The organism is Micromonospora sp. A3M-1-15 (assembly GCF_024213425.1).
GTDB classification, from domain to species: Bacteria; Actinomycetota; Actinomycetes; order Mycobacteriales; family Micromonosporaceae; genus Micromonospora; species Micromonospora chersina.
The window spans coordinates 314,013-340,562 of the sequence record NZ_JANAVK010000003.1; the positions used below are offsets into that span (position 1 = coordinate 314,013).

The 26,550-nt window shown below is 70.1% G+C and carries 22 protein-coding genes and 3 pseudogenes; 13 read left to right on the forward strand and 12 right to left on the reverse strand.

Features of this window, described 5'->3' with window-relative positions; translation table 11 throughout:
• Positions 1 to 121 precede the first annotated feature (121 nt).
• A complete protein-coding gene (locus NLX85_RS16700) occupies positions 122 to 445 on the reverse strand; it encodes a hypothetical protein (protein WP_254336097.1) in 324 nt (107 codons plus the stop codon).
• Between the two features lie 153 nt (positions 446 to 598).
• Here NLX85_RS16700 and NLX85_RS16705 point away from each other — a divergent pair.
• A pseudogene (locus NLX85_RS16705) lies at positions 599 to 901 on the forward strand (MFS transporter); the annotation flags it as partial.
• Between the two features lie 123 nt (positions 902 to 1,024).
• Here NLX85_RS16705 and NLX85_RS16710 read toward each other — a convergent pair.
• Positions 1,025 to 1,588, reverse strand: coding sequence for a dihydrofolate reductase family protein (locus tag NLX85_RS16710; protein WP_254336099.1), 564 nt, complete (start codon positions 1,586 to 1,588; stop codon positions 1,025 to 1,027).
• Positions 1,589 to 2,065: 477 nt separating this feature from the next.
• Here NLX85_RS16710 and NLX85_RS16715 point away from each other — a divergent pair, with 477 nt between their 5' ends.
• The gene (locus tag NLX85_RS16715; protein WP_254336101.1) at positions 2,066 to 3,082 is read left to right on the forward strand and encodes a GNAT family N-acetyltransferase; all 1,017 of its coding nucleotides are present in this window, start codon (positions 2,066 to 2,068) and stop codon (positions 3,080 to 3,082) included.
• A gap of 141 nt (positions 3,083 to 3,223) precedes the next feature.
• Here the strand turns inward: NLX85_RS16715 and NLX85_RS16720 are convergent.
• The 3 genes and pseudogenes from NLX85_RS16720 to NLX85_RS16730 all read right to left on the reverse strand — a co-directional run bounded on the left by NLX85_RS16720 (position 3,224) and on the right by NLX85_RS16730 (position 5,860).
• Positions 3,224 to 4,030 (reverse strand): annotated as a pseudogene (locus NLX85_RS16720) (SDR family oxidoreductase).
• Positions 4,031 to 4,057: 27 nt separating this feature from the next.
• Positions 4,058 to 4,573, reverse strand: a pseudogene (locus NLX85_RS16725) (LLM class flavin-dependent oxidoreductase); the annotation flags it as partial.
• 126 nt (positions 4,574 to 4,699) lie between these two features.
• On the reverse strand, positions 4,700 to 5,860 hold the full coding sequence (locus NLX85_RS16730) for an alkaline phosphatase PhoX (RefSeq protein ID WP_254336104.1): 1,161 nt from the start codon (positions 5,858 to 5,860) through the stop codon (positions 4,700 to 4,702).
• Between the two features lie 326 nt (positions 5,861 to 6,186).
• Here NLX85_RS16730 and NLX85_RS16735 point away from each other — a divergent pair, with 326 nt between their 5' ends.
• Positions 6,187 to 6,675: a GNAT family N-acetyltransferase gene (locus NLX85_RS16735; RefSeq protein ID WP_254336106.1), complete on the forward strand. Its 489-nt coding sequence runs from the start codon at positions 6,187 to 6,189 to the stop codon at positions 6,673 to 6,675.
• Between the two features lie 165 nt (positions 6,676 to 6,840).
• Here the strand turns inward: NLX85_RS16735 and heR are convergent, their stop codons facing one another.
• On the reverse strand, positions 6,841 to 7,566 hold the full coding sequence (gene heR / locus NLX85_RS16740) for a heliorhodopsin HeR (RefSeq protein ID WP_254336114.1): 726 nt from the start codon (positions 7,564 to 7,566) through the stop codon (positions 6,841 to 6,843).
• 356 nt (positions 7,567 to 7,922) lie between these two features.
• Here heR and NLX85_RS16745 point away from each other — a divergent pair, with 356 nt between their 5' ends.
• Together NLX85_RS16745 and NLX85_RS16750 are read left to right on the forward strand one after the other, a co-directional pair.
• Entirely contained in the window at positions 7,923 to 8,171 is a 249-nt protein-coding gene (locus NLX85_RS16745) for a hypothetical protein (protein ID WP_254336116.1), read from the forward strand.
• Between the two features lie 192 nt (positions 8,172 to 8,363).
• Complete coding sequence (locus NLX85_RS16750; protein WP_254336118.1) at positions 8,364 to 8,912, forward strand: TetR/AcrR family transcriptional regulator; 549 nt, start codon at positions 8,364 to 8,366, stop codon at positions 8,910 to 8,912.
• 95 nt (positions 8,913 to 9,007) lie between these two features.
• Here NLX85_RS16750 and NLX85_RS16755 read toward each other — a convergent pair whose 3' ends face one another.
• On the reverse strand, positions 9,008 to 10,057 hold the full coding sequence (locus tag NLX85_RS16755) for a zinc-binding dehydrogenase (protein WP_254336120.1): 1,050 nt from the start codon (positions 10,055 to 10,057) through the stop codon (positions 9,008 to 9,010).
• Positions 10,058 to 10,144: 87 nt separating this feature from the next.
• A complete protein-coding gene (locus NLX85_RS16760; protein WP_254336121.1) occupies positions 10,145 to 13,351 on the reverse strand; it encodes a bifunctional cytochrome P450/NADPH--P450 reductase in 3,207 nt (1,068 codons plus the stop codon).
• Positions 13,352 to 13,447: 96 nt separating this feature from the next.
• Here NLX85_RS16760 and NLX85_RS16765 point away from each other — a divergent pair, with 96 nt between their 5' ends.
• A complete protein-coding gene (locus NLX85_RS16765) occupies positions 13,448 to 14,089 on the forward strand; it encodes a TetR/AcrR family transcriptional regulator (RefSeq protein WP_254336123.1) in 642 nt (213 codons plus the stop codon).
• 167 nt (positions 14,090 to 14,256) lie between these two features.
• The gene (locus NLX85_RS16770; protein ID WP_254336125.1) at positions 14,257 to 15,432 is read left to right on the forward strand and encodes a low temperature requirement protein A; all 1,176 of its coding nucleotides are present in this window, start codon (positions 14,257 to 14,259) and stop codon (positions 15,430 to 15,432) included.
• Between the two features lie 66 nt (positions 15,433 to 15,498).
• On the opposite strand, the gene dmpG is transcribed toward NLX85_RS16770, so the two are convergent.
• The 4 genes from dmpG to NLX85_RS16790 are packed head-to-tail and all read right to left on the reverse strand — an operon-like array spanning position 15,499 to position 18,911.
• Positions 15,499 to 16,521 (reverse strand): 4-hydroxy-2-oxovalerate aldolase, encoded by a 1,023-nt coding sequence (gene dmpG / locus NLX85_RS16775; RefSeq protein ID WP_254336127.1) that lies wholly within the window; start codon positions 16,519 to 16,521, stop codon positions 15,499 to 15,501.
• The gene (locus NLX85_RS16780; protein WP_254336130.1) at positions 16,518 to 17,456 is read right to left on the reverse strand and encodes an acetaldehyde dehydrogenase (acetylating); all 939 of its coding nucleotides are present in this window, start codon (positions 17,454 to 17,456) and stop codon (positions 16,518 to 16,520) included. The genes dmpG and NLX85_RS16780 overlap by 4 nt, the downstream gene beginning before the upstream one ends.
• A 16-nt stretch (positions 17,457 to 17,472) precedes the next feature.
• The gene (locus NLX85_RS16785) at positions 17,473 to 18,270 is read right to left on the reverse strand and encodes a 2-keto-4-pentenoate hydratase (RefSeq protein WP_374628096.1); all 798 of its coding nucleotides are present in this window, start codon (positions 18,268 to 18,270) and stop codon (positions 17,473 to 17,475) included.
• Positions 18,267 to 18,911 (reverse strand): TetR/AcrR family transcriptional regulator, encoded by a 645-nt coding sequence (locus NLX85_RS16790; protein WP_254336137.1) that lies wholly within the window; start codon positions 18,909 to 18,911, stop codon positions 18,267 to 18,269. The genes NLX85_RS16785 and NLX85_RS16790 overlap by 4 nt, the downstream gene beginning before the upstream one ends.
• Before the next feature lie 119 nt (positions 18,912 to 19,030).
• Here NLX85_RS16790 and NLX85_RS16795 point away from each other — a divergent pair, with 119 nt between their 5' ends.
• The 6 genes from NLX85_RS16795 (at position 19,031) to NLX85_RS16820 (ending at position 26,528) form a co-directional block, all read left to right on the forward strand.
• Positions 19,031 to 19,891, forward strand: a complete 861-nt coding sequence (locus NLX85_RS16795) for an alpha/beta fold hydrolase (protein ID WP_254336139.1) — start codon at positions 19,031 to 19,033, stop codon at positions 19,889 to 19,891.
• Positions 19,888 to 20,874, forward strand: a complete 987-nt coding sequence (locus tag NLX85_RS16800; RefSeq protein ID WP_254336146.1) for a VOC family protein — start codon at positions 19,888 to 19,890, stop codon at positions 20,872 to 20,874. The genes NLX85_RS16795 and NLX85_RS16800 overlap by 4 nt, the downstream gene beginning before the upstream one ends.
• Positions 20,871 to 22,475 (forward strand): bifunctional 3-(3-hydroxy-phenyl)propionate/3-hydroxycinnamic acid hydroxylase, encoded by a 1,605-nt coding sequence (locus NLX85_RS16805; protein ID WP_254336148.1) that lies wholly within the window; start codon positions 20,871 to 20,873, stop codon positions 22,473 to 22,475. Before NLX85_RS16800 ends, NLX85_RS16805 begins: the two co-directional genes overlap by 4 nt.
• 29 nt (positions 22,476 to 22,504) lie before the next feature.
• Positions 22,505 to 24,055, forward strand: coding sequence for a long-chain fatty acid--CoA ligase (locus NLX85_RS16810; RefSeq protein WP_254336150.1), 1,551 nt, complete (start codon positions 22,505 to 22,507; stop codon positions 24,053 to 24,055).
• Between the two features lie 61 nt (positions 24,056 to 24,116).
• Positions 24,117 to 25,295 carry an AI-2E family transporter gene (locus NLX85_RS16815; RefSeq protein ID WP_254336152.1) on the forward strand — a complete coding sequence of 393 codons (1,179 nt, stop codon included), beginning with the start codon at positions 24,117 to 24,119 and terminating at the stop codon, positions 25,293 to 25,295.
• A 108-nt stretch (positions 25,296 to 25,403) separates the two neighbouring features.
• Positions 25,404 to 26,528 (forward strand): aromatic acid exporter family protein, encoded by a 1,125-nt coding sequence (locus NLX85_RS16820; RefSeq protein ID WP_254336155.1) that lies wholly within the window; start codon positions 25,404 to 25,406, stop codon positions 26,526 to 26,528.
• Positions 26,529 to 26,550 lie beyond the last annotated feature (22 nt).

Here is a 26,550-nt window from a genome sequence, read left to right on the forward strand (position 1 = left end):
CTGCCTAGTGATCAGCTGCAGGCCCATCACGGTGATCGAGGAGGCCACCGCGGGTTACGGGAGCATCGCGGTGATGACCGCCCCTGGTTCGACAGCCGTGGAACCCGTAGCGTTCATCGCCCTAGCGGGCGGCCTTGTCCGGAACGGGTCGCGCGGGCCGAGAGACGACCAGCAAGGCGGCGAAGAGGCCAGCCGCCAGCAGGATCCTCGTCACGTCGAACAGCACTGCGTCGCCCCTGGAGTGGGGCGGAAAGACGTCCTTGACGAGCCAACCGGCACCCATCCCCAGCCCCAGGCAGACGTGCATCGCTGCCCGCAGGCGTGGATAGGGCTGCGGGCGGCCGAAGATCCGGGGCACCGCCGTGCCGCCACGGCTCCTGGCGAGCAGCACGGCGGCGACGGCCAGGTTGGCCGCGGCGACCACGACAGCCAGGATCAGGTCCACGGATCCCATGAGGCCAGACGCTATCGCACGAATGCACCCTGGCCAGGATCACCTGATGATGAACTCCTCGTCGTGGAACGATGCGGCCGGCGCGCCAAGCCACCAGCAGGGACAGCCCGCAGCGCCTGCTCCGCAAACATCACGAACGGCAGGATGCTGCCGTCCGAGGCGCTCACCGCGCCGACCGTGGCTGCCACCGCCGACACCATGAGCCGCCTGGTGCCTGCGAGCGCGCGGGGTGAGGCGACGGGCCTGCACGGATCGGCGATGACGGTAGTGCCGGCGCTCGGCGCCCCGCTGGCCGGGGCGGTGATCGACGCCTACGCACCGGCCTGGGGCTTCGCCGCGACCGGCCTGCTCGGCGCGCTGATCGCGCTGGCAGTGCTGCCGACCGAGTTGCGTCACCGGGCTCCGACACCGCCGAGGCCACCGTCACCCCACCGCCGCACCCATGCCCGATTCCACCCCCGTCCGACTGTCCGTCTAGAAGACGACACCCGGCAGATCGGTGACGTCGTTCGCCCGTCTCGGGCCAAGTGCGGTCAGCCACGCAGCGTGCAGATCAGGGGGTAACACTGGTTAGTGGCCGAGAGGGCGGTAACGGAGGTGAACGACGCCGTTGTGGAATCGGCGCTCGTCGAGGAGCGCGAAGTCGGCGCGCACGCCAGTAGGCAGACCCGGCTTGCCGCCTCCGACGGCCGTCGGCCAGACGAACAACTGGCACTCGTCAACCAGTCCAGCCCGCATGGCTTGCGCCGCCAGGTTGGCGCCTCCAACGGTGATATCACTGCCGGCGGTGGCCTTCAGCTGGTGTACGGCGGCCGGGTCGAAACGGCGGTCCAAGCTGGTGACGGCCGTTGACACCGCGGTGAGAGTCGTGGAGTAGACGACCTTGTTCGCCGCTTGCCAGACGCTCGCGAAGTCAGCCATGAGGCCGGACTGCGCGGCTAGAGCAGCGTCGGTTTCCCAGACAGCCATCGATTCGTACAGGCGCCGCCCGTACAGGAACGTACCCACCGACCGCAGGAGGTTGGTGGTGAACGCGAATACCTCGTCGTCAGGCGGAAACCAGGCGAAGTCTCCGCTTTCGTCCTCGATGTAGCCGTCAAGCGACACATTGGTCACGTAGATCAGCTCTGCCATGCCTCTACCTCCGGTGCACGTAGGACCTGCTTGGGATGTCACCCTCGCCTGCTGGCTGGTTGACCATCACGGGTCGGGCAGACGTCTCCGCCTCTCGCCCGTTCTACGAGCGGCTCGGCCCGGATCCGACACCATTTCGAGAGAAAGTTCCACGGGATCCTCGGCTGGTCGGCGCACGCTGGCGGTGTCCGCGCGACCGGGCCGGTCACCCGCTGGGAACTGGCGGCCCACCAGCAGACCTCTCGGGGACCGCGTTGATCGGTGCCGGACTCCACCACGTCGACCTCGCAGAACGCCGCTACCTCTCCATGAGCACCGTCAAGACCCACGTCACCAACGTGCTTGCCAGGACCGGCAGCCGCGACCGCGTACGAGCCGCCATCCTGGCGATCCAGGCCGGCCTCTCACCCTGACAAGAACCGGCGGCGGTCTCGCTCGACGCGTCCGAGCGACTCGCTCGGCCCAGGCAGAGACGACATGTTGGCGTTCGGCTTCCTGCTGCCCTGCTGGTCTGGCCTGTTCGCGACCTCAGTACTCTGCCCGAAGATCATGGGAAGAAGGAACGTGACTGTGCTGAAGATCCGTCCCGCTCGTCCTGACGAACTGCCGGCGCTGACGACGTATCCGAATGATGAAGTGCGCAACGCCGCTACGGCTGCCTACCTGAACGGGTTACTGGACAGCGGGTGCACCCACCCAGAGTGGTGTCTGGTCGCCGAACGCGACGGGACGCTGGCTGGCAACGCGGTGCTCTGGACGATTCCCGGTCGCGGGGTACCGATGGACATCGTGCTCCTCGAGCCCGGTGACGCCGACACTGGTACGGCACTGCTGGAGCACGCCGCCGGCCTCGCCCGATCGCTGGGAGCGGTGACGCAGGGGCATGTGTTGGACTCGCCGAGCCAGGCCCCTCAGTTCCAGCGCGACCCGCACATGCGCGAGCAACTGCTGGCCGACAACGGATTCTCGGTCGCCCGTGACGGGTGCCGGTTTCTGTGGCAGGCCGGCGAGCCCCTGCCCGCTCAGGACGAGCGGCTGCACTGGCGATCTCTGGCGGAGCTGGGCGAAGAGCCGTTCGTGGACCTGCTCTCCGACTCGTTCGCCGCCACCAGGGACTCGATCTTCCTCGCCGAGATCGCCGAGCACGGCCGGCGCGGTGCGGCAGAGCGCACCGTCGCCGACATGCTGGAGATGGACCACCAGCCGGACTGGTTCGAGATCGGCTACGACGCACAGGACCGACCTGTCGCCCTCAGCATGCCCGCTCGCAACCCGAGCGCCGCGGTGATCGGCCTCGTCGGCGTCGCGACCGCCGGACGGGGGCACGGTTACGCCACCGCTGTAGTCGCACGCGGTACCCAGATTTTGGCCACCAACGGCGCCACCGAGATCCGCGGCGACTGTGACGCCAGCAACGTCGCCATGTTCAAGGCCTTTCACCGCGCGGGCTACCGCAACTTCGCCAACCGGAAGATGTTCAGCCGCCCGCTGTAGACCGATGGAAGCGGCTCAGTGCCATGGAATCCATGGCACCGAGTCTTCTGTGCGAGTCCCCTGAGTGTGGATGCTTCCGCCGCCACGGAACAGCGGACGGTCCGGAACCGCCGTAGCGGCTCCGGACCGTGCGCGGTTCGGTCAGACCTGGTTCGCGCCGCCGTCGACGAAGATCTCGCCGCCGGTCATGAAGCTGCTCTGATCGGAGGCGAGGAACAGGGCGACGTTGGCGATCTCCTGCGGCTGGCCCATGCGGCTCATCGGCACTGTGGAGGCGAGCATCTGGACCAGGCCTGTGGCCTCCTCCGGGCTGTTGGCCAGCCCGGTGATGCCCGGGGTCTCGGTCGGGCCGGGAATGAGGGTGTTGACCCGGATCCGGCGGCCGGTCAGTTCGGCGGCCCAGGTACGGCCGAACGAGCGGATGGCGGCCTTGGAGGCGGCGTACACGCCGAAGGCCAGGGTGCCCTTGGTGGCGGCGGTCGAGCCGGACAGGATGACCGATGCGCCGTCGTTGAGCACCGGCAGAGCCTTCTGCACGGTGAACAGGGTGCCGCGGACGTTACGGTCGAAGGTGTCCGTGTAGTGCTGCAGGCTGATGTTGCCCAGGGACGCGAACTCGCCTCCGCCGGCGTTGGCGAAGAGCACGTCCAGGCCGGCGCCGTGGGCGGTGATCGCGTCGATGACGCGGTCGAGGTCGTCGAGGTCGCTCACGTCGCTGCGGATGCCCGTGGCGGCCGGACCGATGGCCGCGACGGCCTCGTCCAACTGCTGCTAGCGGCGTCCGGTGACGAAGACGTGCGCGCCCTCGGCGGCGAAGCGGCGGGCCGCGGCCAGGCCGATGCCGGTGGTGCCGCCGGTGACCAGGGCGGTTTGCCGCTGAGCTGTGCCATGTGTCGTACTCCTTGGATATCGGGTGGTGCGGGATGGGTCGTGCGTTCGCCGGTCCAGGTGGTGGCACTCGGCCGGCCGGGGTGGTCAGTTCGCGGTGCGCGGGGTGAATCGGGGCAGTAGCGCGGCGAGTTCCCGCCACTGCCGCAGGGGCAGACCGGCACTGTCGGTGTCGGGTCGTAGGACGGGCAGGGTGAGGTGGTCCGCCCCGGCGTCCAGGTGGGCCTGGACCCGGTCGGCCACGTCGTCGAGGTCACCCCAGGCCACCAGCGCGTCGATGAGCCGGTCGCTGCCGCCCGGGACGAGGTCCTCCTCGTCGAAGCCGAGGCGGGCCAGGTTGGACCGGTAGGCGGGGAAACCGATGAACATTCCGATACCGGCGCGGGCGGCAGCCCGCGCCCGGTCGGGGTCGCGATCCAGGACGACCGCCAGGTGCGGCGCGACGAGCGGGCGGTGGCTCACCCGCTCCCGCAGTCGGGCCGAGTACTCGGGCGTCACCACGAAGGGGTGCCATCCCGAGGTCCGAGCGGTGGCCAGATCCACCATCTTCGGGCCAAGCGCGCCCAACAGTCGCCGCAGTTCGGACCTCAGGTCGTCAGTCTCGTCAGCGGCCCGCTCCTGGGGCCGGCGTGGACGTTTCCGGGCTGGTCGCCGGGCCGGTGGGCTGGTGAAGACCGGGGCCGCCCGCCGCCGGGCGGCCCCGTGTCGGTCAGCGCGGCGGGCAACCGGTCATCGACGGAACGGCCCGGTGACGCAGTAGGTGATGCCGCCGGAGGACGAGCCGGTCGTGCCGCGTTGCGAGGAGAAGTACAGCCGGTCCCCAGCCGGGGTGAACGCCGGCCCCGTGATCTCCGAACCGCTCTGTCCGGTGATCCGCAGGAAGACGGAGATCTTGTCGTCGGGCGTGATCATGCAGATTTCCATGTTGCCGCCGTCCTCGGCGATGTACAGGTCACCGGCCGTGGACCCGGTGATGTTGTCGACCCCGGTCAGCGGGGCGGTGCCGGGGCTGACCAGGTTGTCGTCGTAGGCGAGCTCGTACGTGCCGGCGGCCAGGTTCACCTGCCACACGCGGTTGTCGCCCTTGGTGGTGAACCAGACGGTGTCGTCCGCGTAGTGGCAGCCCTCGCCACCGTTGAACGTCTTCGTGCCGGACACCTGCCGACGGGTCGGGGTGGGCGAGCCGTCCGGGTCGGGCACCGTGACCCAGGTGAACGTGCCGGAGGTGGCCGAACCGGCGCGGAAGACCTGGAGGGTTCCGGCGGACAGGTCGCCCCAGGTGGTCGGCACGAAGCGGTAGAACTTGCCGTCGGTCTCGTCCTCGGTCAGGTAGATGACCCGGCGGACCGGGTCAGCCGCGGCCGCCTCGTGCTTGAACCGCCCCATCGCGGGACGTACCACGGCGGTCCCGCCGAGCGGGTATGTCTCGAAGACCCGGCCCAGCGATACTTCCTCGCAGGAGAGCCAGGTGTTCCACGGCGTCTTGCCGCCGGCGCAGTTGTTGTTGGTGCCAGAGAGGATCCGCGAGGCCCCGACCACGGCACCGCTGGAGTTGAAGACGAGGCGCGAGGCACCGCCGCCCGCACTGGCTCCCACCTCGGAGTTCGACACGTAGATCCAGCCGGTGCCGTTCGGGAACACGGCGCCGCCGTCCGGGGCGTCGTGCCAGGTGTACGTCGTTCCCGGCACCGTCTGACGGGACCGCGCGACGATCGAGCTGGTGAAGCCGGCCGGCAACTGGATGCCGTTGGCGTCGGCGGGCTGAAGCCCACCGTAGGGCCCCGCCGCGTTCTGCGCCGGGGCTCCGTACGCCGCCGACCACGCCGTGAACGGCAGGGCGACCGCGCCCGCACCGACAACCGTGGCCCGCAACATTGCTCGACGATCCATGGAACCTCCTCGGTAGGTTCCCCAGATCTGACCGGGCGCAGCTTACGCACGTCGATCCGTTGGATGAACGTCGATGGACACCTCGGTGCGCGACGTCGTATCGACGACCATCTCGTGCCGGGCATGGCCCGGCCGACCGCCGGCTCTGGACCCCACTCGGCCCGGGAAGAGGCTTGGTCCATGCCGGGCCGACGTCGCTCGCAGTAATGCTGTTGACCCGCCGGGAACCCACTGTGATCGTTGTGCCGCCGCCTCTCCCACCTGGTTGGCGGACGGCGCCGTACGGGTCGGAATACCGGCGGTCCGACCGCCGATGAGAGGCTGCGATGATGATCGTGCAACGTCTACCCGCACCGGTCGGCGACGCCGAGAAGTTGGTGGCCATCCTGCATGAGGCCGACGAGGATGACGAGCGTATCCGGGCTGCCTTGCGTGATCCGGCCTGCCGCACCTACCTGGCGCTCGAGGACGACGCTCCGGTGGGGGCGGCGGTCGTACGGTGGGACGACGAGCAGCCGAACGAGATCCTCTACATCGCGGTCGTCGCGGACCGGCGCGGCGCCGGTCTCGGTCGGCAGATCGTCGCCGCGATACAGTCCGACCTACCCGCTCACGGACGCACTCTGGTCGTTGGCACGGCCAACTCAGCGATCGACAACATCGCCTTCTATCAGAAGTGCGGGTTCCGGATGCACTCAGTCAGGCGCGACTACTTCGACTACATCCAACCGCCAGTGGAAGAACATGGCATCGTGATTCGGGACATGCTCCTGTTCACCTACGACCTGCCTCTTGCGGCTGACAGGTCTTCCTGATCGTGCCGGCGCTCGGCCGAACCGGTCCGAGGGGCCTCGCGCCTGCTCACTGCTGGAACGGATCGCCCGTCAGGAGCCCCTGACCGAGGTGCTCGAGGGTGCCGGCTCCTGCGGCACCGCCGCCCACCGGCGCCAGACAACCCCGCGTACGGGAACCGGGGAATCTCAGGTGCGGAGAACGTTGGCGTAGATCAGCCAGGCCAGCGCGGACTTGGCCACCAGGCTGAGCACGATGTACGAGACCTCGCCGTAGCGGTAGTCCCGCCATCGGCCGCGCTGGGCGTACTGCAACGCCATGTTGACCGCGAAGCTCGCGAAGAGCAGGAACTGGACGATGATGATCGCCCACACGAAGCCAGGGATCTCCGGCGGCTGGGCGACGTAGACGGCGATCGCCAGCCACGGTGCCAGGCCGACCAGCGAGCCGAACCAGAAGGCGCTCCAGTCGGGACGGCCTGGCGTCTGCTGCCGCTCCATGAGCAGACCGAACAAGATCATCGCGGTGTTCGCGGCGAAGAGCCCGATGACCGCCGCGAGATCCCGGATCCCCACGAACAGGCCGATGAGCACAATCATGATCGACGCGCTGACCGAGTACTCGATCCAGCGGGCATAGTTGATCCGCCGGTCCAGGTGGCGTTCGTACCAGCGGTGCACGCCCGGCGCGGCGGTCACGAAGTGGTCGAGCGCGGCCAGGAGCAGGAAGACCGCCACCGCCGGGCCGACGGCGATCCGGAAGGCCACCTCCGGGAGCGTGGCGTCCCGCAGCGTCACCGGGTCCGCCGTCAGGTAGGACGCGGTGACCGGCAGGGACAGGTCGCTGCTGGCCGCCCACATCCAGATGCCCTCGGCGGCCAGCACCAGACCGACGAACACGTTGAAAGCGCGCAAGCGTCGGTAACGGTGCGCGCCCGCCGCAGCGTGATGCCCCATGCGCGCCACCATAGGCAACCCGAGGGGTCGCCGGCCGCGATTCTGCCCGGATCTGTCACCCCGCCGAGTCACGGTGCCCTTAACGCCTAAGATCAAATGGTTGCCGGCCGACTTCGCGGGCGGTCAGTGCCCGTGGCGACCGTGCCGTGCCTCCCGGGCAGCCCCGGCATAGTGTGGGGCAGGTGGACACACGCGCCCTCACACCCCGCGTACTTGTGATTGGACTCGATCCATATCGGGTGCCGGGGCCCTGGGATCCCAGGCCGGTCGCAGACGCTATCGAAGTCGGACGGTCCCGCTTCACGGAGCACGGTGTGGGGACGGAGTTCTGTCTGTTCGGTCTCGACGGCAGCGACGACATCGAGGTGATGGTCACCGTCGCCCTCCGGGCGCAGCCGTGGGAATGCGTCGTGGTCGGTGGCGGTGTGCGCAATCAGTTGGATCTCTTTGAACGCGTGATCAACCTGGTACACCGTCATGCTCCCGACGCAGCGATCGCCTTCAACGCCACGCCGGCGGACACGTTCGAGGCAGCTGCCCGCTGGTTGGACACGTCCGGCTGATCACGCGGTCTGCCGCCGTGCTCAGTGGGCTGAACGCGCATCCGCGCCGCGGCACGTCCCTCGGCGCGGCCCTCATGGGGCAGCGGCTGGGCGCCTGCTCGGTCCCCGAGCCGATCGTGCTGCGTACAGGCTGGTTCACTCGGTTCACCCTGGGCCTATGGTCAGGCATGCTGGCTCTGGAGGTGGAACGGCATGGCACGAATGGCGCCGGAGATGCACGACGAAATCCTCGCGGCCGCGGCGCGGCGTTTCGCATTCGCTGGCTACAAGGGCACCTCCCTACAGGACATCGCCCGCGAGGTGGGCTGCTCCAAGGCGGCGGTGCTTTACCACTTCCCCAGTAAGGAAGCTCTGCTGGTTGAGCTGATGGCCCCGGCCCTCGCGGTGATCCGGGCGCTTGAGGACGGCATCGCCGCCACCGCCGGTCCGGCCAGCGCGCAGCGAGTCGCCATGGAGGGCTTCGTCGACCTCGCGGTCCGGTTCCGGCGGGAGATGGCGCTGCTGCGAGGCGAGTTCCGCGAGTTGCTCGAGAGCCCCCAGTTCGCGCACCTCGAACGGTTCGCCGATCGACTCGTCGATGCGGTAGCCGGACACTCCGAGCGTCCGGCCGCCCGGATCGCCGCGCGGGTGATGCTCGCCGGCATCGCCGAGACGTCCGGCGATTTCGACGACGTACCCGACGACGAGCTCCGTGAGACGCTGCTGGTGCTGCTACGCGGGGCGCTCGAGCCCACCGACTGACGATCCGACCACGTCGGCAGGCCCACCCCGCCTGCCGGCTTTTGCAGCTCTGCATGCGGGGTGGGAGCCGAGAGTGTCACGACCCGCGGTGGGTGTCAGGGCTTGAGAATCAGTCGGATCGGGCTGCCTTCCTTCTTTACGAGCCGTTCGACGCCCCGGGGCGCCTCCGCCAGCGGGAGCACGTCGCTGATTGACCCGGAGAGATCGAGCCGGTGGTGGCCCACCAGGGAGACGAGCTGCTCGACGTGCTCTGGTGCGCTTCCATAGTGACCGCGGACCTGCTGCCTCAGGTAGCTGAAGAGCGTCGTCTGGTGGATGGTGAGGGGTTCGGGTGCCAGTCCGACCAGGACCAGCCGCCCGTCGCTCGCCAGAACGGTCTGGGCCTGACTCCAGACCCGTGGGGCCCCCGCCAGGTCGAAGGCGACGTCCAGGCCGCGCCCGCCGGTGATCCGACGGACCTGCTCGGCGAAGTCCGCGGCGCCGGGGTCGAGGACGTGGTCGGCGCCGAGGGCGAGGGCCCGCGCTCGGGCATCCGGGATCGGGTCCACGGCGACGATGGGGGCGGCGCCGATGAGTCGGAGAAGTTGGACGGCGTGGGCGCCCAGCCCGCCCAACCCCCACACGCCGACGGCCTGTGTGGGACGCACGTCGGCGGTGGCGACGATCGCTCCCCACGGGGTGGAGACCGCGTCCGGGATGATCGCGGCCTGCTCCAAGGGGAGGTCGTCGGGGATGCTGACGAGGGTGAAGTGTTCGGCGATGGCGTACTCGGCCCAGCCGCCGTCGTAGTCAACGCCGCGGGTGTGCGGGTGCTGGCACTGGCCTACCCGCCCCAGCAGGCAGGGCGGGCAGGCGCCACAGGGCTGGCCGGCCTGCAGGAGCACGCGCCGCCCAATCTGCCATTCGGTGGGTACCTGCTGGCCGACGGCGTCGATGACGCCGGCGACTTCGTGGCCCAGGGTCACCTTGTCGACGCCGGTTTCCAGCCGCAGGCTGCCGTCGATGAGGTGGACGTCGGACAGGCAGATGCCCGCCGCGGCGACCTTGATCCGGACCTGGCCCGGTCCAGGCTGCGGGACGGGTACCTCTTCCATCGCGAACTCGCCCGTCCGGTAGTCGAGTCGGCCGGCAAGCATGGTGGACATGACATTCTCCTTGTCTCGCGGTGGGTGCGGTCGCCCCACCGCGTCAGCGTGGGTGTCGGGTGCGGCGGTCGCACCCCTGGCGGACGGTCAGGCGAAGACGTCCTGCTGGTAGCGCCCGTCGGACTCGAGCTGGTCGAGCCATTTCTCGGCGTCGTCGGCGCTGCCGCCGGTGTGGCTGCGGTAGATGCCGGCCAGGGCGTGTCGTACGGAGGGGGCCATCCGCCTGCCGTCACCGCAGACGTAGATGTGGGCGCCGTTGTTGATCGCGTCCCAGATGCTGTCGCCGTCGGCGGTCATGGCGTCCTGCACGAACCGGTACGGGTGATCCGGCACGGTGGAGAACGCCAGGTGAACCTCGGCGATGCCGGCTTGCTGCCACGCCTGCATCTCCTCGCGGTAGAGCCAGTCGTGCTCGGGGTGCCGGCAGCCGTAGAACACCTTTGACAGGCCCACCTCGGCACCGCTGGCCTGCTGGGCGCCGCGCTCCTCGAGGAAGCCGCGCAGCGGGGCGAACCCGGTGCCGGGACCGACGAGGATCATCGGCGTGGCCGGTTCGGTCGGCGGGTGGAACGGCGGGGATGGGACGCGTACGTAACCGAAGAACACGTCGCCGGGCCGCAGCCGGGCCAGGTACTGGGAGGCCAGTCCCCGGTACTCCCCGTCTCCGGACAGTGCTGGGCCCTCCACCAGGCCGACGGTCAGTCGCGGCCGGTTGGGCTCGACAGTGGGGGCCGAGGAGATGGAGTAGAAGCGCGGCCTGATCGGACCGGCCAGCTCCAGGAAAACGGCGAGCGGCAACTCGACGGCAGGGAAGCGCTCCAGCAGGGTAAGGACCGAGAGCCGCTTCGCGAGGATCTCGTCCTGGTAGCGCTGACGCGCGTCGTCGGTGTCGCCGATGTACGCCTGCAGCTGCGCGGCGGTCCACTGACACTGGGTGTGCTCGACCAGCGCGCGCAGGTGGGTGCGGGTGGCCACCTCCTGCAGTTCGACGAACTCCGTCAGCAGCAGCTCTGCGGTCACGGGCAGGTCGATCGGCAGATGTGTGGGCTGGTTGCCCTCCTCGCGGCGTAGCCGGACCACCTGGTCGCGGGGCACCCGCAGCAGTCCCAGCGCCCGCGCCACCAGCTCCGGGTCGTTCTTGCCGAAGACGGCGAGGTGGTTGCCGGTGTCGTAGCTGACCCGGTCGGGCAACTCCACGGTGATCGACAGCGCCTGCGGGCGGGGCGCCTCGACGCTGAAGTCCCACAGGCCCGTCGGGTCGCCGACCAGCTCCTCGCTGGTCACCACCGTGATCGGGTACGCCTTCTGGGAGACCACTGCCGGGCGCACGTGCGCCTCGGTGAGAACGTCCAGCTGCAGCCGCGGGCCGGCGCTGGCGTTGGTGTTCGCGCCGTACTGCTCGGCCAGCGCCGCCCACAGTGCGTCCATCCAGGTGGTCGCCATGCCGTCGAAGTCGCCGTTGGCGTCGACCTCGCCGCGCGGCACGATCGGCGTCGCGCCGGCCGCCAGTAGCGCCGCCTCCACCCGCTTGGGGAAGGCCTGGTAGGTGATCCAGTGCGTGTTGCCGTTGCCCAGCACCGCGAACCGCACCTGCGACATCGATCCGGCCGTCAGTCCGCCGGTGGCGGCGAGGGTGTCGAAGCGCTGGGCGTTGTCGGGGGCCTTGCCGTTGTAGCTCGGCGTGACCACGACCAGAATCCCGTCGCGGGGCGGGTTGTCGGCCAGCTCGTCCAGCGTGAGCACAGTGGTGTCGAAGCCGGACTGCTCGGCTCGGCCGGCCAGCTGGCGCGCGAGATCCTCCGACGCGCCCAGGTTGGAGCCGTACGCGACGCGTAGCGTGACGCCAACGGCGTTGACCGCAACCGCTGGGGCCTGTGGCGCCTGCGCCGCCCGTACCTCGGTGCCGAATCGCTCGTACGGCTGGCGGGGGCGGACCCGCACCAGGAAGTTTTCCGGCTTGCGGGTGAGGGTCTCTTTGACCTTGATCTGGTAGTCGTTGGGGTCGGTGATCGCGAAGTTCCGCAGGACGAGGGCGAGGGCGAGCCGGGCCTCGGTGAGGGCGAACTGCCGGCCGATGCAGGCGCGCTCGCCGTTGCCGAACGGCTTGTAGGCGTGCGGATGGTGCTGGGAGATGTTCTCCGGCAGCCACCGGTCGATGTCGAACTCAGTCGGCCGGTCCCAGGCCTTGGGGTGCTTGTGCAGCGCGGGAATCAGGACCATGACCTGCTGGTCCTTCGGCAGTGCGTATCTGCCGCCGATCACGGTGTCCTCGTGCGGCGCCAAGGCGATCGCGGGGATGGGCCCCCACAGGCGCAGGGTCTCGTCCAGGATCCGCGGGATGACGTTCAGCTTCATGGTGGTCTCGTACGTCGGCACGGTGTCGCCCGGCAGCAGCCGGTCGACCTCGGCGTACGCCTGGGCCAGCACGTGCGGGTTGCGCAGGAGCTGGTACAGGGCGTAGGAGAGCAGGCCGCTGGTGGTTTCGTGCCCGGCGATGAGGAACGTCACCACGTTGTTGCGGATGTTCTCGTCGGACAGTGGCTCGCCGGTCTCGGGGTCGACCGCGTTGAGCATGAGGCTGAGCAGGTCGCGGCGGTCATCACCACCACCCGCGCGGCGCTCGCGGATGACCTCCTCGACGAGGGAGTGCATGACCCGCACGTTCTCCTCGAATGTCCGGATCTGTCGGCGCCGCATCGCGGTGACGAAGGGCGGCTGCTTCAGCCGGCCCATGGCCTCGTGCAGTGAGTCGGCAAGGGCCTGCAGGAACGGGTGGACCTCTTCGGTGCCGAAGGAGTCGAAGCGGTAGTCGAAACCGGTGAGCCCGATCGTGTCGAGGGTCAGGCGGGTCATGTCGGCGACGACGTCGAGGTCCTTGCCCTCGTTGCGCCGCCACTTGCTGACCAGGGCCTCGGCGACCTCGAGCATCTCCGGGAAGTAGGACTTCATCGACCGCTGACTGAAGGCGGGCATGAGGATCCGGTGGGCCTTGCCCCAGTTCGGCTCGTCCCCCCTGGCGGTGAACAGGCCGTCGCCGGCGATCGCGCGCACGTCACTGTGCGGTTTGTCGATCGGCTTGTAGAAGCGGGACTCGTCGCACACCTCCGCCACCAGGTCCGGGTCCCAGACGAGGACGATCTCGCGGTTGGGCAGGGCGAGCCGGTAGATGCCTTCGGGAAATCGACCGGTCAACTCCTCGAAGTACGCAGCTGGTCCATCGGATGGGATCTGCAGCGCGTTGCCGACGATCGGAACCCCGCGCGGGGCGGGGATGTTCTTGAGACTGCTCGACACGTGGACTCCATTCCTTGAGGCTGCCGGCGATGGCCGGCCCACGGAACACGGGCTCCGGCAGCCATACAGTGTATGGCTGCTGCTACCATACGGTGTATGGCTACGACTGGACAGGCCTCAGGCGGCCGAGGAGACGCACGTCTCACCGAGAGAGGGATCTACACCGCGGCGCTGCGGCTCATCGACGCCGACGGCGTCGGCGCGCTGAGCATGCGGAAGTTGGCCGGGGTGCTGGGTGTGAACCCGATGTCGCTGTATCACCACGTGCCGAGCAAGTCCGCGCTGCTACGCGGCGTCAAGAACCTCGTCGCGGCGCAGTTCCAGCCGCGGGTCGACGGCGGGAGCTGGCGGGAACAGCTGCACCGGTTCGCGAAGGACTTCCGGGCGCTCGCGCACCGGCACCCCAACCTGATCGTGCACAGCCTGGCCAGCCCCGACTTCATCGAGCCGGAAGATCCGTTCTGGACAGGGCTGACCGGCCTCCTCCGCAACGCAGGCCTTCCGGTCGCGGAGGTCGCCCGCGTCGGGGCGGTCCTCACCAGCCTCTTCTCGGGCTTCCTCCTTGCGGAGGCCAACGGAACCCTCGGGCGCCTCGCCGCCCTGCAACCCGCACCGGCAGAGGCCGCATCAGCCACCGGATCTGGCGCAGACGCAGATGGCGACGCCCGATTCGAGTTCGCGATCCAGACCCTCATCGCGGGCCTCGAGGCTCACCTCGGGCCCGCGACCGCCCGCTGAGCTCAGCGACTTCGCCACGTCCTACCCGGTGCCGGCGCGGCGGCCGGGAACAGCACGTTTATCGCCTTCCGCCACGGATACTCCGCCTCGTGTTCGATGACCGGAGCTGTGGGATTCCGCGGCAAGGCGCCGTGCGTGGGCTCGGCCACGAACGGGACTGATCACGGATGGGTGAGCCGGGTCGCGAGCAGTTTGCACGGCAGCAGTTCAGCTGGCACCGGGCGACCATCCTCGAGCTGTTCTTCGACCTCGTCTTCGTTTTCGCGCTCAACCGGATCAGCCTGCGGCTGTCGGCCGACTTCCACTCCGGCGGGCTGGGATTCACCCAGGCCGCCCAGACGCTCCTGCTCGCACTGGGACTGTGGTTCATGTGGCAGACGACCGCCGCCCTGACCAGTCGGGTGCACCCGGATTCGTGGCCCGGTCAGTTCATCGTCTTCTCCTCGATGGCCGGCGCCACGGTCATGGCGGTTTCGGTGCCGCAGGGTTTCGAGGGGCGGGCTCTGGTCTTCGCCGGCGCCTGGGTCTCGGTCCGGCTCAGCCGCGTGCTGCTCTACCTCCTGGTGCCGCGATTGCACACCGGCGGGTCGTCCCTACCCGGGCTGCTGTCGCTGCTCGGCAGCAGTGTTCCGTGGATCGCGGGGGCGTTGGTTCACGACCCGCTCCTGCGAGGTGGGCTCTGGGCGCTCGCGCTCGCCATCGAGTTTCCCGGGTTCGTGGTCGGCTTCCGTCACTGGGCCGGCATCCAGGTGGCGGGCGAGCATTTGGCCGAGCGGTTGCAGCAGATATTCCTGATCAGCCTGGGTGAGGCTGTCTTCGTGTCCGGCCGGGCATTCTCCGACGGCGACCTCACGTTCCCGCACGGTCTGGGGTTCGCGCTGGCCTTCGTCGGCATCGTTCAGTTGTGGCGGATCTACTTCTACCGGGCCGGCCTGGTCCTGCCACAGTCCATCACCGCCGCCCGGGATCCGGCCCGGCAGTCGGTGGGGGCCGCCCTCAGCCATCTGGTCTTGATCTCCGGGGTGGTCCTCAGCGGTGTGGGCTTCGAGCTGTACATCAGCGAACCCACCGGCCGGCCGGAACCGAACTGGCTGATCGCCATCCTCGGCGGCCCCGCGCTCTTCCTGTTGGGGCGGGCCCCCTTCGAACTACAGGTGTTCGGCCGTATCTCGCTGTCCCGGCCGATCGGGCTCGTCGCCCTCGGTCTGGTGATCCCGGCCGGGTGGCTCGCTCCCCCGGTGGCCGTCGGCGCGGCCGCCACCGCCGTGCTCGTCGGGATCGCGGTCGTGGACGCATGGCACGCCCGCCGGCGGCAACGGGAGCCGCCCGCCCCGCTGTTGTGACGCTCCGACGACGCCCGCAGCGCCGGGGATGGTGCGGCGCTGCCGGTCGCACAACAGCACGGGGGGTCAGCTCCGGCCGAGGTCGAGGGCGATGTCCAGGATCATGTCCTCCTGCCCGCCGATGAGCCTGCGCCGGCCGACTTCCAGCAGGATGTCGCGGGCGTCGAGACCGTACTGGCGAGCGGCGGCTTCGGCGTGGCGCAGGAAGCTGGAGTACACACCGGCGTAACCGAGGGTGAGGGTCTCCCGGTCGACGCGGACGGGTCGGTCCTGCAGCGGGCGGACGAGGTCGTCGGCGGCGTCCTGAAGGGCGAACAGGTCACAGCCGTGCTGCCAGCCTTGCACGGTGGCCACGGCGATGAACGGTTCGATGGGACAGTTGCCGGCGCCGGCGCCGTGGCCGGCAAGCGAGGCGTCGACGCGGGTGGTGCCCTCCTCCACGGCCACGACGCTGTTGGCCACGGAGAGGGACAGGTTCTCGTGGGCGTGGATGCCGATCTCGGTGGCGGGGTCGAGGACGTCCCGGTAGGCCCGCACCCGGTCGCGGACGCCGTCCATGGTGAGCCGGCCACCGGAGTCGGTGACGTAGACGCAGTGGGCGCCGTAGGCCTCCATGAGCTTGGCCTGGGCGGCGAGCTCCTTGGGCTCGGCGAGATGGCTCATCATGAGGAAGCCGGAAACATCCATGCCCAGCCCGCGGGCGGTGGCGATGTGCTGCGCGGCGATGTCGGCCTCGGTGCAGTGGGTGGCCACCCGGACCGACCGTACGCCGAGGGCGTGGGCTTGTCTGAGGTCCTGGATGGTGCCGATGCCGGGCAGCAGCAGGGTGGTGAGACGGGCGCGGGTGACCGCGGCTGCGGCCGCCTCGATCCACTGCCGGTCGGTGTGGCTGCCGGGGCCGTAGGTGAGGCTGCCGCCGGCGAGCCCGTCGCCGTGGGCGACCTCGATGCCGTCGACGCCGGCCGCGTCGAGCGCGGTGACGATCCGGGCGACGTCGGCCGGGGTGATGCGGTGCCGGGTGGTGTGCATGCCGTCGCGGAGCGTGACGTCCTGGATGAACAGGCGGCGGGTGGCTGCGGTGGCGGTCATCGGCGGGCTCCCTTGGCGGCCGCGAGGCGTTCGGCGACCCGGAGTGCCGCGGAGGTCATGATGTCGAGGTTGCCGGCGTAGGCAGGCAGGTAGTGGGCGGCGCCTTCGACCTCGAGCAGGACACTCACCTTGGTGGTGACCGCGGTCGCTTCATCGGGCAGCAGGGTGTGGACCGGTTCGTCCGGCGCCACCGGGGTGAACTGCACGGGCTGTTTGAGCCGGTAGCCGGGAACGTAGGCGGCGACATCGGTGATCATCTGCTCGATGCTGGCGCGGACGGCGTCGTGGTCGGCGGGGCCGATGAGGCACTGCACGGTGTCCCGCATGATCATCGGTGGCTCGGCGGGGTTGAGGACGATGATGGCCTTCCCGCGCCGGGCGCCGCCGACCTGTTCGATGGCGGCGGCCGTGGTCTCGGTGAACTCGTCGATATTGGCGCGGGTGCCGGGACCGGCGGACCGGGAGGCGATGGACGCGACGATCTCGGCGTACGGCACGGGCGTCACTCGCGACACCGCCGCGACGACGGGGATGGTGGCCTGTCCCCCGCAGGTGACCATGTTGACGTTGCCGGCGTCGAGGTGCGCGTCGAGGTTGACGGCCGGCACGACGTACGGCCCGATGGCGGCCGGGGTGAGATCGACGAGCGTCTTGCCGTACGGGGCGAGGGCGGCGGCGTTGGCCTTGTGCGCCCCGGCCGAGGTGGCGTCGAAGACCACGGCGACGTCGGCGAAGTCGGGCATCGCGACAAGTCCGGCGACGCCGTCGGCGGTGGTCGGCACGTGGAGGCGGCGGGCGCGCGCGAGTCCATCGGAGGCCGGGTCGATGCCGACCATCGCGGCCATCTCCAGCGTGTCCGACAGACGCAGAATTTTGATCATCAGGTCGGTGCCGATGTTGCCGGATCCGATGACGGCGACCTTCGTACGCGACATGAGCTGCCGCCTTTCGTCAGGGGGTGGTGAAGGTGGTCTCGACGCTGCCGAGGCCGGTGAGGTGTGCGCGGACGTGCATGGCGTGGGTGACCGGGACCATCGGCCCGAGTGCGCCGGAGAGCACGAGGTCACCGGCGCGCAGCGGGTCGCCGTGGGCCAGGGCGGCCCGCGCCAGCCAGGCGAGGGCCTCCAGCGGGTCGCCGAGGCACGCCTCGCCGGCGCCGGCCGAGGCGGGCACACCGTCGACGGACATGGTCATCTGCACCGCCACCGGTTCGACGGCGCCGAGGGGAACACGGTCGGCGCCGAGGACGAACAGTCCGCTGGATCCGTTGTCGGCGACGGTGTCGGCGAAGCTGATGTCCCACCCGGCGATGCGGCTGTCCACGATCTCCAGGGCGGCCACCGCGTAGGCGACCCGCTCCCGCACCGTGACAGCGGTGACGCCCGGGTCGGTGATGTCGTCGGCGAGGACGAAGGCGACCTCGGCCTCGATGCGGGGTTGCAGCAGCCGGTTGAGGCTGATCGCCTCGGACTGCGGGCAGGCCATGTCCTCGAAGAGCATGCCGAAGTCGGGCCGGTCGACCCCGAGTTGGCGCTGCACGGCCGTGGAGGTGAGACCGACCTTGCGCCCGACCGCCCGCCCGCCGTCCCGGATCCGGGCCTCGGTCAACCGGCGCTGGACGGCGTAGGCGAGGGTCTCGTCGTCGGGGCCGATGAGGTCGCGGACCGGCGGGCACGGCGTGCGAGTCCGCGCGGCGGTACGCAACCGGCGGTAGGCGGCGGCGACAGGATCGGCGGTGCCGGTGGTCACGGGGTCTCCGTGGCGGGACCGCCGGCGGTCAGGCGGGTGAGGGCGTCGTGGAGGGCGCGGCCGTGCAGTTCGAACAGCGGCCTGAGGTCGACGCTGTCGCCGCCGATCTCCTTGGCGATGAACAGCCCGTCGGCGCCGGCGATAGCGTAGGTGGTGACCAGGTCGATCGCGTCGCGGTCGGCGTCCGGGGCGAGCGTGGCGAGCACGGCGGTGAGCCGCGCGCGGGCGGTGTCCCGGACCTGCAGGAACATGCGCCGGGCGCTGGGCTCCTCGGGACGGCGCTCCAGGGTGAGCATGAGCCCCAGGCGGAGGAAGTCGGGCGAGTCCAGCAGGGTTTTGGCGACCTGACCCGCGAGTGCCGTGACGCGTTCCCGCGCCGGGTCGGTGTCGTCGCCAGGGAGGGTGAGCGCCTCGGCCCAGATGTCGAAGCTGCGCTCGATCACGGCGGCAAGGAGGTCGTCCTTGTTCTTGAAGTGCCAGTAGATCGAGCTGGCGGGCAGGCCGCACTTCTCGCTGACCAGCGCGATGCTGGTGCCGTCGTAGCCACGCACGCCGGCGACCTCGGCGGCGGCGTCGAGGATGCGCCGCCGTGACTCCTCGCCGTTGGCTCGGCGCTTGCGTTCCCCGCGAGATTCCGTCATCGCGCCCTTCCCGTGTTTCCGGCTGATGTCTTGACGATGTCAACAGTGAAGCTTACCGTAGCGGCCACTACAACTGGAACGTTCATTACATTAACGGCACAGTGGCTGCGGGAGGTCAAGTGAGCGTCGGGGAAAGCACTGCCGAGCAACGGCTGGTGCGGGTGGGCGCGCGGGACATCGCCGTCACCGATCGGGGAGCCGGCGAGGCGGTGGTGCTGCTGCACGGGGGCGGACCGGGGGCCTCCGGGATGTCGAACTACACCCGCAACGTCGACGCCCTGGCACAGCGATTCCGCGTGATCGTGCCGGACCTGCCCGGCTACGGCCGGTCCAGCAAAATGATCGACCAGTCCGACCCGTTTGGTGACCTCGCCGGTGCCGTTGGCGGCCTGCTCGACGAACTCGGCCTCGACCGGGCGCACCTGGTCGGCAACTCCTACGGTGGTGCCGCCGCGCTGCGGCTGGCGCTGGAGCGGCCCGACCGCGTCGGACGCCTGATCCTCATGGGCCCGGGCGGGATCGGCACGACCCGACGTCCGCCGACTCCCGGATTGCAGCGCCTCCTCGCCTACTACGGCGGCGAAGGCCCGACCCGGGCCAAGCTCGAACGGTTCGTCCGCGGGGACCTGGTCTACGACGGGAGCGCCGTTCCCGCCGAGATGATCGAGGAGCGGTACCGGGCGAGCATCGACCCGGAGGTGGTCGCCAACCCGCCGCTACGGCGCCCAGCCTCGCTCCGCACCCTGCTGCGGATGGATCTGCTGCGGGACAAGCGGCTGTCCCGGGCCGCCACGCCCACGCTCGTGCTGTGGGGCACCGACGACAAGGTCAACCGGCCGTCCGGCGGCCGGCTCCTCGCCGAGCGGATGCCCCGCTGCGACCTGTACCTCGTCGCCGGCACCGGCCACTGGGTGCAGTGGGAACGCCCGGGGCTGTTCAACTCCCTCACCACCGCCTTCCTCTCCGAGGAGTCCACATGAACGTCTTCGGCAAGGTCCACTTGGGCTTCCTGTGCATCGAGACCACCCGGTTCGGTGACTGGCGTCGCTTCGGCGCCGACGGCGTCGGCCTGCACGTCGACGAACTCGACCGCGACCGGATGCGCTTCCGGCTGGACGACCACGAGTGCCGCCTGCTGCTGCAGCGGGGCCCCGCCGAGGACGTGACCACGGTCGGCTGGCACGTCGACGACCACGAGGCGTTCGACGACATCGTCGCCCGCATCACCGCCCGCGGCGTCACCGTCGAACCGGGCCACGACGAGGAAGCCGCGCTGCGCGGCGTGCAACGGCTGGTGCGCTTCCCCGGCCCGAAGGGCCTGATCCAGGAGCTGTACACCACGCCTACCACCACCACCGCAGCGCTGCGCATGCAGGCCAGCGGCTTCGTCACCGGCGACGCCGGCATGGGACACATCGCCATCACCTCGCGGCAGCCGGACGCCATCCACCGCTACTACGACAACCTTCTCGATGCGCGGCTGAGCGACTTCATCGTCGAGACGATCAGCGCGGTGCGCTTCCGGATCCGGTTCCTGCGGGTCAACGGCCGCCACCACACCGTGGCGGTCGCCAACACCGAGGGCCTGCGCATCGATCCGGTCCGCACCGTGATCCAGCACCTCAACACCCAGGTCGCCACGTTGGACGACATGACCACCTCCTACCAGCGCCTCAAGCAGCTGGGCTTCACCATGGCGCTGGGCATCGGGCAGCACACCAACGACAAGGAGCTCTCCTACTACGCCCGGACGCCGTCCGGCTTCGAGTGGGAGGTCGGCTGGAATCCGATCGTCGTCGACGAGGCCACCTGGGAACCCACCACCCACCAGGGGATCAGCATCTGGGGACACACCCCCGAAGGCCAGACCGTCATCGACAAGCTCCACCAGTTCCGCCACAGCGCGGCCTCGCTGCGCCGCGGGGAGATCACCGTCCCGGCCTTGAGCGGAGCCACCGCATGAACACCGAACAGCACGACTACGACGTGATCATCGTCGGATACGGCCCGGTCGGCGTCACCGCCGCCAACCTGCTCGGCGGCATGGGCGTACGGGTGGCCGTCATCGAGCGCGACGCCTCGATCTACCCCCGGGCGCGGGCGATCTCCACCGACGAGGAGACGATCCGGATCTGGCAGGCGATCGGCCTCGCGGAGCGGCTCAAGCAGGACATGCTCGCCGGCCGGCCGATCGACTTCGTCGACGCGCGCGGCCGGTCGTTCCTCAGCCTCGCGCCGGCCCCCCGGGGCAACGGGCACCCGCCGCAGCTGTTCATCTACCAGCCGGCCACGGAACAGGTCCTTCGCGACGGCGTCGGACGCTACCCGAACGTCAAGGTCCTCCTCGGCCACGACTGCGAACTCGTCGAGCAGGACGGCGAGTCTGTCACCGTCACAGCGCGGGACCTCACCGACGACACGCCACGTACCCTGCGCGCGGCCTACCTCATCGCCGCCGACGGCGGCTCCAGCCCGACCCGGACCCGGCTGGGCATCGGCTTCGACGGCCGCACCTACCACGACCGGTGGATCGTCATCGACACCAAGGTCAAGCGCGGTTGGGACACCGTCGACCGACTGCGCTTCCACTGCGACCCCGCCCGGCCCGCCGTGGACTGCCCGACCCCACTCGGCCACCACCGCTGGGAGTTCCCCGTCCTGGCCGGCGAGGACGAACAGGATCTGATCAGCCACGACTACATCTGGCGGCTGCTGCGCCGCTACGGCCGGACGCCCGACGAGGTCGAGATCCTCCGCGCGGTCGTCTACAGCCACCACGTCCGCTTCGCCTCCCAGTGGCGCATCGGCCGGATCTTCCTCGCCGGCGACGCGGCCCATGCGATGCCGCCGTGGATCGGCGAGGGCATGTCCTCCGGCGTACGCGACGCGGGCAACCTGTGCTGGAAGTTGGCCGGGGTGCTGCGGGGCGAGCTGCCCGATGACGTGCTGGACAGCTACGAGGTCGAGCGCAAGCCACACGTGCGGGAGATGACCGCGCAGGCGGTGCGGTTCGGGCGCATCATCACCGAGCGACGTCCCGGGCTGACGGCCCTGCGCAACGTCGCGTTCCGGGTCCTCATGCGGGTCCCGGCATTCCGGGCCTACATGCAGGAGGCCGGGTGGTTCCCGGCCACCAGCTACCGGAAGGGCCTGCTGGACCTCACCGGTGGCAACCGGGCGGTCGGCGAGCAGCTCCCACAGCCCTGGGTCCACACCGAGGACGGCGACCGGGTCCGTCTCGACGACGTGCTCGCCGGTCGGTGGACGCTGCTGCACACCCGCCCGGCGCGACCCTGGCCGGCCTGGGCGGCCAGTGGCATCGGCTGTCTGCAGGTCACGCCGGCGGGCTCGGCTCCCGCTCCCGGCACGATCGTGGACGACGAGGACGTGCTCCTCCCCTGGATGCGCCGGCACCACGCCACGGTGCTCGCACTGCGACCCGACGTCGTCGTCTACGCCGCCGCGACCGGTGCCGCCGACCTGCCCCGCCCACCGGTCGACTGCGCGCCCCAGACGCCCGTCCGCGAACAGACGTCCCCATCCGCCGCGACGACAACGCCCTGACCCGCTCCACGCCACGAAGGAGAGCCGCAATGCTCAACCTCGCGCTCATGCTCGAAGGCACCGCCGAACGGCTGCCGAGCCGGGACGCCGTCGTGCTCGGTGACACCCGCATGTCCTACGCCCAACTCAACGACGCGGCGAACCGGGTCGCGAACCTGCTTGTGGACAGCGGCATCCGGCCGGGCGACCGGGTCGCACTCTCCTGCCCGAACCTGCCGTATTTTCCGATCGTCTACTACGGCATCCTGAAGGCGGGCGGCGTCGTCGTGCCGCTGAACGTGCTGCTCAAGGCCGGCGAGATCACCTACCACCTGCAGGACTCGGGCGCCAAGGCGTACTTCTCCTTCGAGGGCACCCCCGAGTTGGCCATGGGGGCCGAGGGCTGGCGCGGGTTCGGTCAGGCCGTTGGGTGCGAGCACTTCTTCCTCATCACCGCGGACCTTCACGCGCCGAGCCCGATCGAGGGCGTCCGCACGCTGGGCACCGTACTCGCCGGCAGGTCCCCCCGGTTCGAGACGGTGGTCACCGAGGCCACGGACACCGCGGTGATCCTCTACACCAGCGGGACGACAGGACAGCCCAAGGGCGCCGAGTTGACCCACGCCAACATGGTCATGAACGCCCTCACGTGCTGGCGCCTCTTCGGCGCCGCCGACCAGGACGTCCATCTGGTGACGCTGCCGCTCTTCCACTCGTTCGGGCAGACGGTGCAGATGAACGCGGGCCTGCACGGCGGGGCCACGCTGGTTCTCCTGCCCCGTTTCGACGCCGCGACGGCACTGGCGCTGATGGCGCGGGAGCGGGTCACCTTCTTCGCCGGCGTCCCGACGATGTACTGGGGCCTGCTTTCCGTCAATTCGGAGAACGGCAGCGCGCCGGCGATCGCGGCCGACCTGCGCATGGCGATCTCCGGCGGTGCCCCCCTGCCGGCGGAGATCCTCGAGCAGGTGGAGAAGGTCTACGGCGTTCGGATCCGGGAGGGCTACGGCCTCTCGGAGACAAGCCCCGTCGCGTCGTTCAACCACCCCGGACGCGAGGCCAAGCCCGGTTCGATCGGGCAGCCGATCTGGGGCGTGCAGATGAGGCTCGTCGACGCCGACTGGAACGAGGTCCCGGACGGCGAGCAGGGCGAGATCGCCATCCGGGGCCACAACGTCATGAAGGGCTACCACGGCCGCCCCGAGGCGACGGCAGAGGTGCTCCGGGACGGGTGGTTCCGCACCGGCGACGTCGCCCGCCGCGACGCGGACGGCTACTACTTCATCGTCGACCGGGCCAAGGACATGATCGTCCGCGGCGGCTTCAACGTGTACCCGCGAGAGATCGAGGAGACCATCCTGAGGCACCCCGACGTGAGCCTGGTCGCCGTGGTCGGCGTTCCGCACCGGTCGCACGGCGAGGAGGTAAAGGCCTTCGTGATCCGCCAGCCGGGCTCCCCGCTGACCGAGGACGAACTGGTCAACTGGTGCAGGGAGCGGATGGCCAGCTACAAGTACCCCCGCCTCGTCGAGTTCCGCGACGAACTGCCCATGACGTCCACCGGCAAGATCTTGAAGCGCAGGCTCCGCGACCAGGCGTGAACTTGAGGCCGAGCGCAGCCGCTGGTGTTTCGCTTGTTCCGCAGCGGGGTAGCCGCGCCCGGTGAGCGACGCCGCCGACCGGTTCATGGCCCGCCGGACGCTGATCGTCATCGGTCTGCTCCTTGCCACTGCGGCCGGGTTGGCGTTGGCGTGGGAGACCCGGCGGGTGCTGATGTGGGTGCTGGTCGCCGCGTTCTTCGCGGTGGCCCTGAATCCGCTGGTGGATCGCGTGCAGCGCCGGCTCGTCCGGCGTCGGGCGGCGGCCACGCTGGTCGTGTTCGTGGTCAGCTTCGTGGCGCTCGCCGCGCTCGGCGTGCTGATCGTGGTGCCCCTGTTGGACGAGCTGGCCCGGTTCGCCGACCGGGCGCCGGACCTGCTGCGCGAGGCTCGGGCCGGGCGAGGGCCGGTCGGCGAACTGCTGGAGCGGTTCCACCTGCGACAGTATGCCGAGGCCCACGCCGACCAGTTGCAGAATTACGGCGGCGAGCTCGGCCGGTCGACGGTCGGGTTGGTCCGCGGGACGGTTCAGGGCGTCGCCGGAGCGCTGACCGTGGTGGTGCTGGCGTACCTGATGGTGGTGCAGGGGCCGCGGATCACCGCCGGGACGCTGGCCCTGGCCGGCGGTGACCGGGCCGAGCGGCTGCGACGCGTCGGCCAGGAGTCGGCGCGCACCATCACCGGCTACCTGAGTGGAAATCTCCTGATCAGCCTCATCTGTGGCCTGGCGACGTTCGTGGTGCTCGCGCTCAGCGGCGTGCCGTTCGCCGCCGTGATCGCGCTGTTGGTCGCCATCGCTGACCTCATCCCGCTGGTGGGGGCGACCCTCGGCGCCGTCGTCGCGGGCGGCGCGGGCTTCCTGCACTCGCCCACCGCCGGGGTCGTCGTGCTGGTCTTCTTCGTGGTCTACCAGCAGGTCGAGAACCACCTGTTGCAACCGGTCATCATGTCCCGCGCGGTTCACCTCAACCCACTGACCGTCCTGGTCAGCGTGCTGCTCGCCGCGGAGGTGGGTGGCCTTCTGGGAGCCCTGCTGGCCATCCCGGTCGCCGGGATCGCGCAGATCCTGCTGCGGGAGTTCGTCCCCGCCAACCGGCGAGCCGGCTCTGTGCCGGCAGCGGCCGGCCATGCGGACCGCACCCCGAGCGACCGCCCGGACCAGCCGGCGGGCGAACGACCGGCGGACGGTGGGACAGCCGGCAGACGGCACTCCGGTCACCGGGGCCGGCCACCCGCCGACTGAACAGGCGAATCACCCCGACAGGGAGAACGGGCCGCAGGTTTGCGCGGGCCGGGCGGGGTAACCCCCGCCATGGCCGCTGACCGGAGTCCCCTGCCGCGCTCCGAGGAGATGGTCGAGCAGGCCAGAGACCTGGCGACGCAGGCAGCCCGCCGCGGTGGCAAGGCCGGCAGGCTGCGGCTGCGTCAATTCGAGGTCATCCTGGTCATCGCGGCCCAATGCGGGCTCGCCGCCACTCTGGCCTGGGGGCTGGCCCACGAGGTAGCGGGGCGTCCCGCGCCGGTCTTCGCCCCCAGCGCGGCCGTCGGCACGATCGTCGCCGCACTCGGACAGCGCGCCCGACGTACCGCCGAACTGATGCTCGGTGTCGGCCTGGGCCTGTTCACCAGCGACCTCCTCCTCCGTTACGTCGGGTTCGGAGCCTGGCAGATCGGGGTGGTGGTAGCGCTGGCCATCGCGGTCGCCCTGCTGATGACCGGGCACAGCGGCGCGCTGGTCGCCCAGGCCGGCAGCACCGCCGTACTACTCTCCACACTGTCACCGGTCCAGCACAACCTCGAATGGGAGCGCATCGTCGAAGCCGCGTCGGGCGCCGTCGTCGGGCTGGTGGTCGTCGCGTTGCTGGTGCCCATCGACCCGATGCGCACCCTCCGGCGCGCCGCCGCACCGCTGACCGAGACGCTCACATCGCAGCTTCGGGAGGTCGCGCAGGCGCTGAGACATCGGGACGCGGACCGCGCCGTGCGCGCACTCGACCAGCTTCGCGGTATGGACGACGACCTCAGACGGCTGCACGAGGCCCTGGGCGGCGCGGAGGAGGTGACGATGATCTCGCCGGTCCGGTGGCGGCGACGCCGCGATGTCGAGCGCTACCAGCGCGGCGTCCAGTACATGGATCGGGTGGCCCTCGAGTGTCGGGGGATGGCCCGCTGGGCGGCGACCTCGCTGCAGTACGACGAGCCGGTGCCGGAGGAACTCATCGCCGCCCTGGAGCGGCTCGCCGAGACGATCGGGATGCTGCAGCAGGAGGCACGAAAGTCCGGGCCCTTGGAGCAGACCCGCCGCGGGGTACTGGAAACCGCGCGGCTGGTCGGCCAGGCGTGCCGAAAGGGCCCGAAGTCGTACGGGAACGCCATGGTGATCCAGCTCCGCACGGTGGCGAGCGACCTGCTCCGGGCGACCGGATACGAGCCGGACACGGCCAACCGCATGGTGCGCGAGGCGGTCAACAGCTAGGTGGGTCGAGGGCGGCCACTGT

What these genes read in the sequence shown, in the direction of transcription:
- NLX85_RS16710 (WP_254336099.1), bottom strand. Translation starts at nt 1,588, where the DNA reads ATGGCAGAGCTGATCTACGTGACCAATGTGTCGCTTGACGGCTACATC.
- NLX85_RS16715 (WP_254336101.1), top strand. Translation starts at nt 2,066, where the DNA reads ATGTTGGCGTTCGGCTTCCTGCTGCCCTGCTGGTCTGGCCTGTTCGCG.
- NLX85_RS16730 (WP_254336104.1), bottom strand. Translation starts at nt 5,860, where the DNA reads ATGGATCGTCGAGCAATGTTGCGGGCCACGGTTGTCGGTGCGGGCGCG.
- NLX85_RS16735 (WP_254336106.1), top strand. Translation starts at nt 6,187, where the DNA reads ATGATGATCGTGCAACGTCTACCCGCACCGGTCGGCGACGCCGAGAAG.
- NLX85_RS16750 (WP_254336118.1), top strand. Translation starts at nt 8,364, where the DNA reads ATGGCACGAATGGCGCCGGAGATGCACGACGAAATCCTCGCGGCCGCG.
- NLX85_RS16755 (WP_254336120.1), bottom strand. Translation starts at nt 10,057, where the DNA reads ATGTCCACCATGCTTGCCGGCCGACTCGACTACCGGACGGGCGAGTTC.
- NLX85_RS16765 (WP_254336123.1), top strand. Translation starts at nt 13,448, where the DNA reads ATGGCTACGACTGGACAGGCCTCAGGCGGCCGAGGAGACGCACGTCTC.
- NLX85_RS16770 (WP_254336125.1), top strand. Translation starts at nt 14,257, where the DNA reads ATGGGTGAGCCGGGTCGCGAGCAGTTTGCACGGCAGCAGTTCAGCTGG.
- dmpG (WP_254336127.1), bottom strand. Translation starts at nt 16,521, where the DNA reads ATGACCGCCACCGCAGCCACCCGCCGCCTGTTCATCCAGGACGTCACG.
- NLX85_RS16780 (WP_254336130.1), bottom strand. Translation starts at nt 17,456, where the DNA reads ATGTCGCGTACGAAGGTCGCCGTCATCGGATCCGGCAACATCGGCACC.
- NLX85_RS16790 (WP_254336137.1), bottom strand. Translation starts at nt 18,911, where the DNA reads ATGACGGAATCTCGCGGGGAACGCAAGCGCCGAGCCAACGGCGAGGAG.
- NLX85_RS16800 (WP_254336146.1), top strand. Translation starts at nt 19,888, where the DNA reads ATGAACGTCTTCGGCAAGGTCCACTTGGGCTTCCTGTGCATCGAGACC.
- NLX85_RS16805 (WP_254336148.1), top strand. Translation starts at nt 20,871, where the DNA reads ATGAACACCGAACAGCACGACTACGACGTGATCATCGTCGGATACGGC.
- NLX85_RS16810 (WP_254336150.1), top strand. Translation starts at nt 22,505, where the DNA reads ATGCTCAACCTCGCGCTCATGCTCGAAGGCACCGCCGAACGGCTGCCG.
- NLX85_RS16820 (WP_254336155.1), top strand. Translation starts at nt 25,404, where the DNA reads ATGGTCGAGCAGGCCAGAGACCTGGCGACGCAGGCAGCCCGCCGCGGT.